Here is a 13206-nt window from a genome sequence, read left to right on the forward strand (position 1 = left end):
CCACGATGTCCCTGCATGATGTCGGCGCATGAGGTCGGCCGGCCCCCGACAGGTTTCGGCCGGACCCGGGTAACCGGACAGCAAGAACGCCCCATCCGATACGGAGACCGCACGTGCCCAGCAAGAAGGCCCTCATCCGTCGCCCCGGCCCGCGCCTCGCCGAAGGCCTGGTGACACACATTCAGCGGGAGAAGGCCGATGCCGAGCTCGCGGGCCGGCAGTGGGAGGCGTACGCGGAGGCGCTGGGCACCCACGGCTGGGAGACGATCGACGTGGATCCGGCCGACGACTGCCCGGACGCGGTGTTCGTCGAGGACACGGTGGTCATGTACAGGAACGTCGCCCTGATCGCGCGCTCCGGGGCCGAGTCCCGGCGGGACGAGACCGGGGGCGTCGAGGAGGTCGTCGCCCGTCTGGGCTGCTCGGTGAACTGGATCTGGGAGCCGGGCACCCTGGACGGCGGTGACGTGCTGAAGATCGGCGACACGATCTACGTCGGCCGGGGCGGGCGCACCAACGCCGCCGGCCTGCAGCAGCTGCGGGCGGCCTTCGAGCCGCTGGGGGCGCGCGTGGTCGCCGTGCCCGTCAGCAAGGTGCTGCACCTGAAGTCGGCGGTCACGGCGCTGCCCGACGGGACCGTGATCGGGCACATCCCGCTGATGGACACGCCGTCGCTGTTCGGGCGTTTCCTGCATGTGCCGGAGGCCTCCGGCTCCCATGTGGTACTGCTCGGTGGAGACAAGCTGCTCATGGCCGCCAGTGCCCCGAAAACCGCGGAGCTGTTCACGGACCTGGGCTACACGCCGGTGCTCGTGGACATCAGCGAGTTCGAGAAGCTCGAAGGGTCTGTGACATGCCTCTCGGTACGGCTCCGTGAGCTGTATGCCTAGAGCGCCTGAACAGCGGTCTTTACGGCGCACTTAACCTACGTCTTCGTAACCTACGGATTCGTAGCCTACGATCCCGTAGGTTCCGGCTCCGCTCGCCGGTCCGACTCTCTTTGTCCCACGTCCCCCTGGAGTACCCGTGACGATCACCTCTCCGCACCTCGGCAGCCCCTCCGTCTGGACCGACGCCCGGCTGCTGTACGCCCTGGAGGAAGTGGTCGAGAAGGAGCTCAACCGCCACCTGAAGGTCGCCAAGGACTGGATGCCGCACGAGTACGTGCCCTGGTCCGACGGCCGTAACTTCCCCGGACTCTTCGATGACGGCGAGGCCTGGGAGAAGGACCAGTCCAAGGTCACCGAGATCGGCCGGATCGCGCTGGTCGTCAATCTGCTGACGGAGGACAATCTCCCCAGCTACCACCACGAGATCGCCTCCCTCTTCGGCCGCGACGGCGCCTGGGGCACCTGGGTGCACCGCTGGACCGCCGAGGAGGGCCGGCACGGCATCGTGATGCGCGACTACCTGCTGACCTCGCGCGCGGTGGACCCGGACAAGCTGGAGCAGTTCCGGATGTCGCACATGAGCGAGGGCTTCGAGTCGGACAACCGGCACTCGATGCTGCACTCGATCGCCTACGTCGCCTTCCAGGAGCTCGCGACCCGCATCTCGCACCGCAACACCGGCCACCAGTCGGGTGATCCCGTCTGCGACCGGATGCTGGCGCGGATCGCCACCGACGAGAACCTGCACATGGTCTTCTACCGGAACCTGCTGAAGGCGGCCTTCGAGCTGGCGCCCGACCTGACCATGCAGGCGGTGCGGGACGTCGTCGTCGACTTCCGCATGCCGGGCCACGGCATCCCCGGCTTCGAGCGGGCCGCCGCGCAGATGGCCATCGGCGAGGTCTACAACATGCGCATCCACCACGACGACGTGCTCCAGCCGGTGCTGCGCTTCCTGAGGATCCTGGAGATGGACGGGCTCGGCCCCGAGGGCCTCAAGGCCCAGGAGGAGCTCGCGCTCTTCATGAACGGGCTGGACGCGGAGGCGCTGAAGTTCGACGAGAAGCTGGCGGCGCGCAAGGCGCGGATGGCGGCACGCGGGGCGGTCTGACCGACCCGGCCGAAGGGGGGCGGGGCCCGGCGCCGGACCGCCGCCCCGCCTGCCTGGGCGTCGCTGGGCGGGCCGTGCCGTCCGGTGCGCGCCGCGGACGGCTGCCGCGGAGCAACTCCTCGCACAGGCCCAGTGCTTGGCGTGGAGCGTGGAGGTCGACGGCGACCGATCTTCAGGGCGAGCTGGAAGCCGATCTTCATCCGGCCACCGGTGAGCAGTGCCCGGCGCCCGCCGAGGTCGGAATCGACCTGTCGATGGGGCGACGCGCAGATGTGGCCACGGCGCGCTTTGCGGTGGACGATGGCCGCGACCGGCGCGCCCCGGCGCGAGGACGCCCAGCCGGCCGAGCCCGGCACGGGTGCCAGGCCGGGGGCCCCGACCGGATGCGAACCGGCGTGTCCGCCGGGGAACGGATTCGGTCAGGACGGTCAGGCCGGTCCATAGGCGGTGCGGCGGAGCTGGAGGCGTTCCTTCTCGGACAGGCCGCCCCAGACGCCGAAGCGCTCGTCGTTCGCCAGGGCGTAGTCGAGGCAGGCGGTGCGGATCTCGCACAGGCCGCAGATGCGCTTCGCCTCACGCACCGAGCTGCCCGGCTCGGGAAAGAAGAAGTCCGACCCCGTCTGTGCGCACAGGGCCTCGGCCTGCCAGGCGGTGTCCGCGGGGGTACTGGTTTCGAAGTGCATGACGCAGAGCCTGCCGGGGCGCGAAAAACGTTCGATCAACGCGCGCTCAACGACCGGGCCCAGGACCCCCGACCCGTCCCGATCATGCCCGCGCGGCAGCGCGCGACGCACGGCGGCGCGCGGGAACGACGGCGACAAAGGGAATCCCGTTCGTCACGGACGGTGAGCGTCAAGGAGGCGTTCGGCGCGTGGTGTCCGCCACGTGATTGTCAGTCGGCGGTGCGAGACTCGGGAGTGCAGGCAGCGGGCCCGACCGGGAGGCAATGATGCTCACCACCCGATTCGCCAACGGCGCTCCGAACTGGATCGATGTCGCCACCCCCGACATCGACGGCGCCCTCCACTTCTACGGCGGTCTCTTCGGCTGGCAGTTCCGGTCGGCGGGACCCGAGGCCGGCGGCTACGGCTTCTTCCAGCTCGACGGCAGGACCGTGGCCGGCGGCATGCAGACCACCGCCGAACAGGGCCCGCCGTCCTGGACGGTGTACTTCCACAGCCCCGACGCGCAGGCCACGGCCAAGGCGGCCGAGCAGGCGCACGGGCGGGTGCTGGTGGAGCCCATGGACGTCATGGACCAGGGCCGCATGGCGATCCTGGCGGACCAGCAGAGCGTGCCGTTCGGCATCTGGCAGCCCGGGCTGAACAAAGGCGTGGACGTGCTCGACGAGCCCGGTGCGCTGTGCTGGCTGGAGCTCTACACGCCGGACATCGCGGCGGCCGCCGGCTACTACAACAGGCTGCTCGGCTGGGAGACGTCGGCGGTGAACCACCCGGGCGGCTCGTACACCTGCGTCAACCCGGCCGGGCAGGACGAGGACACGATGTTCGGCGGTCTGGTCCCGCTGGCCGACCACCCCGCGGAGGATGTGCCCTACTGGCTGCCGTACTTCGAGGTCGCCGACACGGACGCCGCGGTGGCCAAGGCCCGGGAGCTGGGCGGCACGGTCCGCATGGAGCCCGTGGACCTGCCCGACGTGGGCCGCATCGCCAAGCTGGCCGATCCCTACGGTGCCCGCTTCGCCCTGATCAGGAGCACCAGGCCGCAGGCCTGACCCCCCCGGCCCACCGCCCACGCCGCGCGCCCAGCCCCCGCGCCGAGCCCGCCGAAGGAGTGCCCGGACCCCCTACGCGGAGGCGCGGCGCACGAGGGTCGTCGACAGGACGACGCCGGGTGCCGTGTCCTCCTCCGGCTCCCCGGCGCCCCCGCGCAGGCGGCCGAGGAGGAGGCGGGCCATCAGCCGGCCCATCTCCTCTATGTCCTGACGGACCGTGGTGAGCGGCGGGTCGGTCTGCTCGGCGACGGGCAGCATGTCGTCGAAGCCGACCACGGCGACGTCGTCGGGCACGCGCCGCCCCGCTTCCCGCAGCACGCGCAGGGCACCCGATGCCATGAGGTCGTTGGCGGCGAACACGGCGTCCAGGTCCGGGTGGCGTTCCAGGAGTTCACGCATCGCCCGCTCGCCCCCGGCCGGGGTGAAGTCGCCCTCGGCGATCAGGCGCGGGTCGGTGTCGGCCATGACGTCCCGGAAGCCGTCGAGCCGGTCCACCGCCGACGTCTGGTCCAAGGCTCCGGCGATGTGCGCGATGCGCCCGCGGCCGAGGCCCAGGAGATGCCGTACGGCCTCGCGGGCGCCGCCGCGGTTGTCGCTGTCGACGTACACGGCGCCGCGACCGTCGGCGGCCCTCCAGCCCGGCCGCCCGCCGAACACGGTCGGGATTCCGGCGCGCTGGATCAGGGCGGGCAGGGCGTCGTCGAGGTGCAGCGAGAACACCAACGCCCCGTCGACGTGTCCGCCCGCGAGATAGCGGCCGACGCGGGCGTGGTCGTCACGGCCTTCCGTGAGCAGCAGGACGAGCTGGTTGTCGTGCGCGGTCAGCTCCTTGCTGATGCCGCGGAGCTGGAGCGCGAAGAAGGGGTCGGCGAAGACGCGGGTCTCCGGCTCGGCGATGACGACGGCGACGGCGTCATGGCGTCTGGTCACCAGGCTGCGGGCCGCCTGGTTGGGCACGTACCCGAGTTCCTCGACGGCCCGCCGGACCCGCTCGATCAGCGGCTCACGCACCCCGTCTCCGCCGTTGACCACCCGCGAGACGGTGGCGCGCGACACCCCGGCCCGGGCGGCCACGGCCTCCAGCGTGGGACGTGACACTGCCTCGGACACTTCGGGACTCCTCACCGGCGCTTGCCGATCAGGATAACCGCACGCCAGGAGGTGGCAGAGAGCGCTCACCACGCGAACGCGCCCCCCTCTGCGGGCTGGTGAGCCCCTCCTCAGTGATGGTGAGCCCCGTGAGCGCCCTCGGCTCCGGCCGCCCCCTCGGCACTGTTCGTCCCAGCGGCGCCCTTCGTTCCGGCGGCATCCTGCGTTCCGGCCGCATCCTTCGCACCGTCGGCCGTATGCGGCTCATGCGGGTCGTGAGGCTCGTACCCAGGAATCGTCCCGTCCGTCTTCTTCACCAGGAACAGGCCGACCATCCCCATGTCGGAGTGGCTCTGGACATGGCAGTGGTACATCCACGCGCCGGCGCCCACCCCCTCCCCCGCGATCACCTGGAAGCCGAAGGAGTCGGCCGGGCCCACGATCTTGTTGTCGATGACCTGGCTGGGGTCGTCGGGGCCGGTCAGCATGCCGGTGCGGTTGTCGGCCCAGCGGTGACCGTGCATGTGGAACGTGTGGTAGTACTCGCCGTGCGTGATCACGACGAACTCCACCCGGTCCCCCACCGTGGCCTCGAAGTCGGGCCCGGTGTGCGGCGGCCTGTTGTTGATGCGCAGGTCGTTGAAGACGATCGTGTGGGTGCGGTCCGGCAGGACGTCGCCCTTCCTGCGGACGATCACCGGGCCGTACAGGCCCTGCCTGATCCCGTCGGTGCCGTGCTCCGTGCCCACCACGTGGTCGTGGTAGTGCCAGTAGCCCGCGCTGCCCGCCCGCCAGGTGCCGTCCTTGCGGCGGCCGGGTGCGTGGGTGCGCCACGTGTAGGTGCGACTCGCGCCCGGTTCCACATGGCTCTTGTTCAACTTGGTGCCGTCGCTGGTGATCTCGTAGTCCAGGCCGTGCACGTGCAGGCTCGCCGCCACGTCCGTGGTGTTCTCGAACTCGATGTGCACGGTGTCGCCCTCGTTGAGCTCGATCAAGGGCCCCGGGATGCTCGCCTTGCCCTTCTCGAAGCCGTAGCCGAGCTGCCCTTCGGCGAGTTTCTCCGCGTAGAGCTTGATGTGTCTGACCTGGCCTCCGGCCGGGGCCGTCCGCGCCGTCGTCTGACCGGCGCCGGTCGCCTCCGTGCCCAGGGACAACGATGTCGCGACGGCGGCACCGCCGACAGCGGCGCCACCCAGGAGGACCCTCCGGTTGAACCCACGTCTGTCCATGCCGAACTCCCCACTCCGGTACGGGATTCGAGACAGTAGCGGGGACGGCTGCGTTTATCCACACTCAGGACAAAGTTCGTCCCATCGCGGTCATACCTATTGGCGGACCGCGCAAAGAGGTCTAGCTTCTAGGCGCTGTTGCTGTGACCGACGAGGGGTGGATGACCACATGCGGTCCACATCGCACCACAGACCCATCCGTTTCCATAGGCCGCCAAGAAGGACGAGTACCGGACGGCGGGCCTGGACGGCCGCGCTGACGGCCGGATTAGTCACGGCGGGCCTGCTCTCCGGCTCCGCCGCGAGTGCCCGCCCGGCCCCGGATCCGTCCCTGACAACGATGTCCATCAAGTCGCCGCCCGGCGGCTCCAACGTCCGCGTGCTGGTCTTCCACGGCTCCGCGGCAGCCGGCGACGAGTCACCCGTGGTGAACGCCGGTATCGAGGCGATCGAGCAGATCGGCCTGACCGGCCCCGCGAACCAGCGCTTCAGAACCGAGGCCACGGACGACGCCTCGGTCTTCACCAACGAGACAAGACTGGGCCGTTACAACGCGATCGTGTTCCTGACCGGCGGCGGCGACGTGCTGGAGCCGGAGCAGGAGGCGGGCCTGGAGTCCTACATGGAGGCGGGCGGCGGTTTCGTCGGCGTCCATGACGCCGCCCGCGCCGAGCCGTACTCCGACTGGTTCACCGGCCTCGTCGGCGCCCGCCCGGCGCCGAACAGCCCGGCGGCCGTCCAGCGGGCCACCGTCGAGGTGGGCGACCGGGGGCATCCGGCCACCAAGGACCTGCCGGTCCAGTGGAAGCGCCCCGACCAGTGGCCGAACTGGGTGAAGAACCCGTCCGGCGAGGTGCACACGGTGGCCCGCGTCCGCGAGTCGACGTACCAGCCCGGCGCGAGCGCCAACGGCTGGGACCACCCGATCAGCTGGTGTCGCGACTACGACGGCGGCCGTTCCTTCTACACCGGCATGGGCGGCACGGTGTCGTCGTACGACGAGACCGACTTCCGCGCCCATCTGCGCGGCGCCCTGCTGTGGACGACTCGTCTCGCGCAGGCCGACTGCAAGGCGACGATCAACGCCAACTACAAGGCCGAGCGGCTGACCAAGGCCAACCAGACCGGCCAGAACGACCAGATCGGCGAGCCGCACGGCCTGGTCACCGCCCCCGACGGCCGCGTCCTCTACATCGGCCGCGGTGGCGCCGACTCCTCGCAGCCGGTGGTCACCGACTGGAACAACCCGGACATCGGCAAGGGCAAGGGCGAGATCCACGTCTACGACCCGAAGACCGAACAGGTCACCCTGGCCGGCGCCCTGACCGTCTTCGGCAACAAGGGCGGCGGCGACGAACTGGTCAAGGTCGAGGAGGGGTTGCTCGGCATCGAGCTCGACCCGCGCTTCGAGCAGAACGGCTGGGTGTATCTGCACTACACCCCGCACGCGCAGATCAACCGTGACACGCGGATGGCCGAGCGGCGCGTCTCCCGCTTCACGCTGGACCTCGCCACCAACAAGCTCGACCTGAGCAGCGAGAAGGTGCTGCTCGCGTGGCCGGTGCAGATCCACAGCTGCTGCCACGCCGGTGGCGGGATGGCCTGGGACTCCAAGGGCAACCTGTACATCGCGACCGGTGACAACAACTCCAGCGGCTTCAGCAGCGGTTACTCGGGCAACAACCCGGAGCCGAACTACAAGGGCGTCTCGTTCGCCGACGCGCGCCGCACCGCCGGCAACACCAACAACCTCAACGGCAAGATCCTGCGCATCCACCCGGAGGCCGACGGGACCTACACGCTCCCGGACGGCAACCTGTTCACCGGCGAGGAGACCGCCGAGGGTGGCGGGAAGACACGCGGCGAGATCTATGTGATGGGGGTCAGGAACCCGGCCCGCATCTTCGTCGACAAGAAGACGGACGTCCTGTACGCGGGCTGGGTCGGCCCGGACGCCTCGGCGCCCTCGACGACCTGGGGCCCCGCAAAGTACGACACCTTCGCCGCCATCACCAAGGCGAGCAACCGGGGCTGGCCGTACTGCATGGGCAACAAGCAGCCCTACCGGGACCGCAATCTGCCCGATCCGTCGAAGCCGCTCGGCTGGTACGACTGCGACCACCCGAAGAACGAGTCCCCGAACAACGACGGTCTCGTGAACCTCCCGCCGGTCACCGGGAACAACATCTGGTACTCGCCCCAGGGCGGCGCACCGGACTTCCCGCGTGACGCGAACGGTGTCCCCTCCTACAAGCAGGAGGAGGCCACCTACCGGCTGCCCTGGCTGAAGGGCGGCGGGCAGGCCGCGATGAACGGGCCGGTGTACCGGTCCGAGGACGTGGCGGCCGACAGCGCCGTCAAGTGGCCGGCGTACTGGGACGGCAAGTGGTTCGTCGGCGACTTCTACGACGCCGACCAGCCGCGCAACGCCGTGCTGATGGATCCGAAGACCCTGGGTGACGGCGGGCTGCCGGTGCACTCGGAGTCGCTGAAGAAGATCGTGCCGATCGGCAACGACGGCATCAAGAACCTGATGGACTGGAAGTTCGGTCCGGACGGCGCGCTGTACGTCCTCGACTACGGGCGTGGCTTCTTCACCTCGGACCCCAGGTCGGCGCTGTGGCGCGTGACGTACCAGGGCGGCGGGCCCACGCCGGCCGCCGGTCAGCTGGCGAGGGGGACACAGCAGTGACAGGCCAACGAAGAATGTGGGCGGCCCTGCTGGCCGCGCTCCTCATGGTGCTCGGACTCCAGTCCGCCACGGCGGCCGGACAGTCCGAGCGGTCCGATCGAGCCGATCGCGCCGCCGCCCAGGTCCTCACCTGGACGGCGGGCAACGACATCACCAAGTACCTCTCGGCGCCCACGACGGCGGTGGCCGGGCAGGCCACGATCGTCTTCGAGAACAGTGAGGCCACCGGCAACACCACCGGTATGCCGCACACGCTGACGTTCGTGACCAGCGACCCGGAGTTCAACAACGACGTCGAGCTCAACATCCTGGCCAACCCGAACGACGACCAGGACGGCCGGCACACCGCCGAGGTGACGCTGACGCCGGGCCGGTACTTCTACCACTGCACGATCCCCGGCCACGGCCAGATGCAGGGCATCCTGACGGTGACCGAGGGCAGCGGCGAGGACACCACCGCTCCGGAGGCGTCGGCGCACGTCAGCGGCACGCAGAACCAGCAGGGCCAGTACGTCGGCTCGGCGAGCGTGGCGGTGCACGCGACCGACAACACCGGTGGCTCCGGCGTCGACCGGATCGAGTACGCCGTCGGGGACGCCGGTGCCTGGCAGCCGTACACCGCCCCGGTCGTCGTCGACCAGGTCGGCGATCACAAGGTCCGCTACCGGGCGTTCGACAAGGCGGGCAACGTGTCCGCCGAGAAGAGCGCGCAGTTCACGGTGGTGCCCCCGCCGACGGACGACACGGCGCCGCCGGAGACCTCGGCGACGGTCAGCGGTGAGCGCAACCCGGACGGCAGCTATGTCGACATGGCGACGGTCACCGTCACCGCGTCCGACACCGGTTCCGGCGTCAACACGATCGAGTACGCGATCGGCGCGTCCGGCGCCTGGCAGCCGTACGCACAGCCGGTGATGGTGCATCAGGTGGGCACCCACACCGTCCGCTACCGCGCCACCGACAAGGCGGGCAACGTGGCGGCCGAGAAGAGCGTGCAGTTCACGGTCGTCGCGGCGCCGCCGCAGGACACGACACCGCCGGTGACGGGGGTGACCGTCGAGGGCACCCGGAACTCCGACGGGGCGTACGTGGCGAGCGCCAAGGTCACTGTCAGCGCCACCGACGACGGTGAGGTCGCGAGCGTCGAGTACTCGCTCGACGGCGGGCCCTACCTCGCGTACGGCGGGCCCGTGATCGTCGACCGGGCGGGTGCGCACACCCTGGCGTACCGGGCGAGCGACAAGGCGGGCAACACCTCCGCGGCGCGGACCGTGAGCTTCACGGTGGTCGCGGGCGGCGTGCCCGCGCCGCCCTGCCCGGAGTACGACGAGCGGCTGACGGTCATCGTCGGCACGGTCGACACCGGGGTGCCGAACCGGCTCACGGAAAACCGGTGCCGGATCAACGAGCTGATCGAGGACGAGAAGGAGTGGACGTCCCACGCGCTGTTCCTCAAGCACGTGAAGAAGGTCCTGGACGGGCTCCGCGCCGCGGGCGTGATCGACAAGCGTGAGTACAACGTCGTCACCAGGGCCGCCCGTCAGTCCGGTATCGGCAAGCCCGGCCAGACCGAGGGCTACCGTCCGCTGTTCGACGGCACCGCCGGCTCCTTCGACAAGTGGCAGCACGTGGGCGGCGGTTCGTTCGCGCTGAACGCCGACGGCACGATGACCAGCGGCACCACCAGGGCCGGGCTCGGCATGCTGTGGTTCCCGCAGCGCAAGTACGGCGACTTCTCGCTCAAGCTCCAGTGGCGGGACGACGCTCCCGGCACCGGCAACGCCAACTCCGGGGTGTTCGTGCGGTTCCCGTACGTCCTCGACCACCCGGAGGAGACGCGGCCGGAGTGGGTCGCCATCAAGTACGGACACGAGGTGCAGGTGTTCGACTCGCCCGCCGGCGACATGTACAAGACGGGGTCGGTCTACGGCTTCGACCGGGTGGGACTCGCGGGCGCGGGAGTCACCCAGAAGGGCACGTGGAACGACTACGAGATCCGGGTGGTGGACCAGCACTACTCGGTCTACCGCAACGGCAAGCTGATCAACGAGTTCGACAACATCGGTGGTCAGGACTTCTCCCCGCCCCGCTCGGACGACCCGGGCACGGACGGGCGGCGGTTCGCCTCCGGCTACATCGGGCTCCAGGTGCACGGCACGACGGACGTGGTCTCCTACCGGGACATCCGGATCATGGAGCTGTAACCGTCGGATTGTCGAGGGGCGGCCCTACGGCGTGGGGCCGCCCTTCTTCGCGCGGCTCGGCTGCACCCGCCTGGGCTCGCCCGGCATCTTCGGGTACTCGGGCGGGTACGGCAGATCACCGAGACCGTGGTCGCGCTCGTCCTTGTTCGCCAGTTCCAGGAGCGCGTCCAGCGAGTAGCGGTTCTCGTCCATGTCCGCGTGCACGTCTCCGACTTCGGCGAAGCGCGCGGGCATGGTCGCGAGGTCGAAGTCCTCAGGGTGCGCCACCCCGACCTCCTCCCAGCGCAGCGGCGCCGAGACAGGGGCGTGCGGGCGGGGACGTACGGAGTAGGCGGAGGCGATCGTGCGGTCCCGCGCGGTCTGGTTGTAGTCGATGAAGATCTTCTCGCCCCGCTCCTCCTTCCACCACTTGATCGTGACGTGCTCCGGCATCCTGCGCTCCATCTCCCGTCCGACGGCGATCGCGGCGCGGCGGACCTGGGTGAAGGTCCAGCGGGGCTCGATGGGCACGAAGACGTGCAGGCCACGGCCTCCGGAGGTCTTGGGGAAACCGCGCAGGCCGCCGAACTCGTCCAGGACGGAGCGCAGTTCGTGGGCGGCGCGGACCGCGTCGTCGTAGGCGGTGCCGGGCTGCGGGTCGAGGTCGATGCGGAGTTCGTCGGGGCTGTCGACGTCGTCGCGGCGCACCGGCCACGGGTGGAAGGTGAGCGTGCCGTACTGGGCGGCCCACAGGACGGCGGCCTCCTCGGTGGGGCACATCTCGTCGGCGCTGCGGCCGCTGGGGAAGGTGATGTGGGCCGTGGGGATCCAGTCGGGCATGTTCTTCGGGGCCCGCTTCTGGAAGAAGGACTCGCCGGTCACTCCCTCGGGGTAGCGCTCCAGGGTGGTGGGCCGGTCGCGCAGGGCGCGCAGGATGCCGGGGCCCACGGCGATGTAGTACCGGGCGAGGTCCAGCTTGGTGAAGCCGCGCTCCGGGAAGAACACCTTGCCGGGACTGGACAGCCGTACCGTGCGGCCGCCCGCCTCCAGTTCCACCGCGTCACCCATGCGAGCCACGGTAGGCGCACCGCACCCGTCCCGCACCCGGGCGTCGGCCGTCACTCCCGGGCGCCCCCTGGCCGGTCCGGAGCAGTCCGTCGCCGCCGGCACGGCGCCGCGTCCGGAGTCCGCCTAGAGTCGGAGCATGGACCTGCCGGTGATGCCGCCCGTCAAGCCGATGCTCGCCAAGTCCGTGGCGAAGATCCCGCCGGACATGCACTACGAGGCGAAGTGGGACGGCTTCCGGGCGATCGTGTTCCGCGACGGCGACGAGGTGGAGCTCGGCAGCCGTACCACCAAGCCGCTGACGAGGTACTTCCCGGAGCTGGTGGAGGCGCTGAGGGAGCGGCTGCCGGAACGCTGCGTGCTGGACGGGGAGATCGTGATCGCCCGGGAGGGGCGGCTGGACTTCGACGCGCTCACCGAGCGGATCCACCCGGCCGCGTCACGAGTGCGGACGCTGGCCGAGCGGACGCCGTCCTCCTTCGTCGCCTTCGACCTGCTGGCGCTGGCCGACCGGTCGCTTCTCGACGTGCCGCTCGCCGATCGCCGCGCGCTGCTGGTGATGGCGCTGTCCGGGGTGACGGCCCCGGTGCATGTGGCACCGGCGACGACCGACATCGACCTGGCGCGGCAGTGGTTCGAGCAGTACGAGGGGGCGGGCCTGGACGGTGTGGTCGCCAAGCCGCTGACGCTGGGCTACCGCCCGGACGAGCGGGCGATGTTCAAGGTCAAGCATGAGCGCACGGCCGACGTCGTCGTGGCCGGCTACCGGCTGCACAAGAGCGGGCCCGTGGTCGGCTCGCTGCTGCTCGGTCTCCACGACGACCAGGGCACGCTCCAGCACGTCGGTGTGTCCGCCGCCTTCTCCATGGCGCGGCGCGCGGAGCTGATCGAGGAGCTGGAGCCGCTGCGGCTGGACGATGTGACGGGGCATCCGTGGGCGGCCTGGGCCCAGGAGACGGCGCACGAGACGGCCCGGCTGCCCGGGGCGCCGAGCCGCTGGTCGGGCAAGAAGGACCTCTCCTGGGTCCCGCTCAGACCGGAGCGGGTGTGCGAGGTGGCGTACGACCACATGGAGAACGGGGCGCGGTTCCGCCATACGGCCCGCTTCCGCCGCTGGCGGCCGGACCGCACTGCGGACAGCTGCACCTACGCGCAGCTGGACGAGCCGGTGCGGTACGACCTCGCGGAGATCTTCGCGCCGCAGGCGTGAGA

The 13206-nt window shown here is 70.4% G+C and carries 10 protein-coding genes; 6 read left to right on the forward strand and 4 right to left on the reverse strand.

Annotation, left to right across the window (positions count from 1 at the left end; translation table 11 throughout):
- Window positions 1-113 precede the first annotated feature (113 nt).
- Together ddaH and ACFV6X_RS03605 are read left to right on the forward strand one after the other, a co-directional pair.
- Window positions 114-890, forward strand: a complete 777-nt coding sequence (gene ddaH / locus ACFV6X_RS03600; protein WP_385377034.1) for a dimethylargininase — start codon at window positions 114-116, stop codon at window positions 888-890.
- A gap of 136 nt (window positions 891-1026) precedes the next feature.
- Complete coding sequence (locus tag ACFV6X_RS03605) at window positions 1027-2001, forward strand: acyl-ACP desaturase (protein WP_385377037.1); 975 nt, start codon at window positions 1027-1029, stop codon at window positions 1999-2001.
- Between the two features lie 428 nt (window positions 2002-2429).
- Here ACFV6X_RS03605 and ACFV6X_RS03610 read toward each other — a convergent pair whose 3' ends face one another.
- Entirely contained in the window at window positions 2430-2684 is a 255-nt protein-coding gene (locus ACFV6X_RS03610; protein ID WP_385377039.1) for a WhiB family transcriptional regulator, read from the reverse strand.
- A 266-nt stretch (window positions 2685-2950) separates the two neighbouring features.
- Between ACFV6X_RS03610 and ACFV6X_RS03615 the strand changes: the two genes are divergently transcribed.
- On the forward strand, window positions 2951-3736 hold the full coding sequence (locus ACFV6X_RS03615; protein WP_385377042.1) for a VOC family protein: 786 nt from the start codon (window positions 2951-2953) through the stop codon (window positions 3734-3736).
- Between the two features lie 72 nt (window positions 3737-3808).
- Here the strand turns inward: ACFV6X_RS03615 and ACFV6X_RS03620 are convergent, their stop codons facing one another.
- Window positions 3809-4846, reverse strand: coding sequence for a LacI family DNA-binding transcriptional regulator (locus tag ACFV6X_RS03620; protein WP_385377045.1), 1038 nt, complete (start codon window positions 4844-4846; stop codon window positions 3809-3811).
- 110 nt (window positions 4847-4956) lie between these two features.
- Window positions 4957-6054, reverse strand: coding sequence for a multicopper oxidase domain-containing protein (locus tag ACFV6X_RS03625; RefSeq protein ID WP_385377047.1), 1098 nt, complete (start codon window positions 6052-6054; stop codon window positions 4957-4959).
- 169 nt (window positions 6055-6223) lie between these two features.
- On the opposite strand from ACFV6X_RS03625, the gene ACFV6X_RS03630 reads away from it, so the two are divergent.
- Window positions 6224-8746: a ThuA domain-containing protein gene (locus tag ACFV6X_RS03630; protein WP_385377050.1), complete on the forward strand. Its 2523-nt coding sequence runs from the start codon at window positions 6224-6226 to the stop codon at window positions 8744-8746.
- 14 nt (window positions 8747-8760) lie between these two features.
- Window positions 8761-10950 carry an OmpL47-type beta-barrel domain-containing protein gene (locus tag ACFV6X_RS03635; protein WP_385377504.1) on the forward strand — a complete coding sequence of 730 codons (2190 nt, stop codon included), beginning with the start codon at window positions 8761-8763 and terminating at the stop codon, window positions 10948-10950.
- Window positions 10951-10974: 24 nt separating this feature from the next.
- Here the strand turns inward: ACFV6X_RS03635 and ligD are convergent, their stop codons facing one another.
- Window positions 10975-11997: a non-homologous end-joining DNA ligase gene (ligD, locus tag ACFV6X_RS03640; RefSeq protein WP_385377053.1), complete on the reverse strand. Its 1023-nt coding sequence runs from the start codon at window positions 11995-11997 to the stop codon at window positions 10975-10977.
- 136 nt (window positions 11998-12133) lie between these two features.
- On the opposite strand from ligD, the gene ACFV6X_RS03645 reads away from it, so the two are divergent.
- Window positions 12134-13204 (forward strand): ATP-dependent DNA ligase, encoded by a 1071-nt coding sequence (locus ACFV6X_RS03645; protein WP_385377056.1) that lies wholly within the window; start codon window positions 12134-12136, stop codon window positions 13202-13204.
- Window positions 13205-13206 lie beyond the last annotated feature (2 nt).

The organism is Streptomyces sp. NPDC059861 (assembly GCF_042731435.1).
GTDB lineage: Bacteria > Actinomycetota > Actinomycetes > Streptomycetales > Streptomycetaceae > Streptomyces.

Bases quoted from the DNA above. Each gene is read 5' to 3' on its own strand.
- ACFV6X_RS03610 (WP_385377039.1), bottom strand. From the start codon at position 2,684: ATGCACTTCGAAACCAGTACCCCCGCGGACACCGCCTGGCAGGCCGAG.
- ACFV6X_RS03615 (WP_385377042.1), top strand. From the start codon at position 2,951: ATGCTCACCACCCGATTCGCCAACGGCGCTCCGAACTGGATCGATGTC.
- ACFV6X_RS03625 (WP_385377047.1), bottom strand. From the start codon at position 6,054: ATGGACAGACGTGGGTTCAACCGGAGGGTCCTCCTGGGTGGCGCCGCT.
- ACFV6X_RS03630 (WP_385377050.1), top strand. From the start codon at position 6,224: ATGCGGTCCACATCGCACCACAGACCCATCCGTTTCCATAGGCCGCCA.
- ACFV6X_RS03635 (WP_385377504.1), top strand. From the start codon at position 8,761: ATGTGGGCGGCCCTGCTGGCCGCGCTCCTCATGGTGCTCGGACTCCAG.
- ligD (WP_385377053.1), bottom strand. From the start codon at position 11,997: ATGGGTGACGCGGTGGAACTGGAGGCGGGCGGCCGCACGGTACGGCTG.
- ACFV6X_RS03645 (WP_385377056.1), top strand. From the start codon at position 12,134: ATGGACCTGCCGGTGATGCCGCCCGTCAAGCCGATGCTCGCCAAGTCC.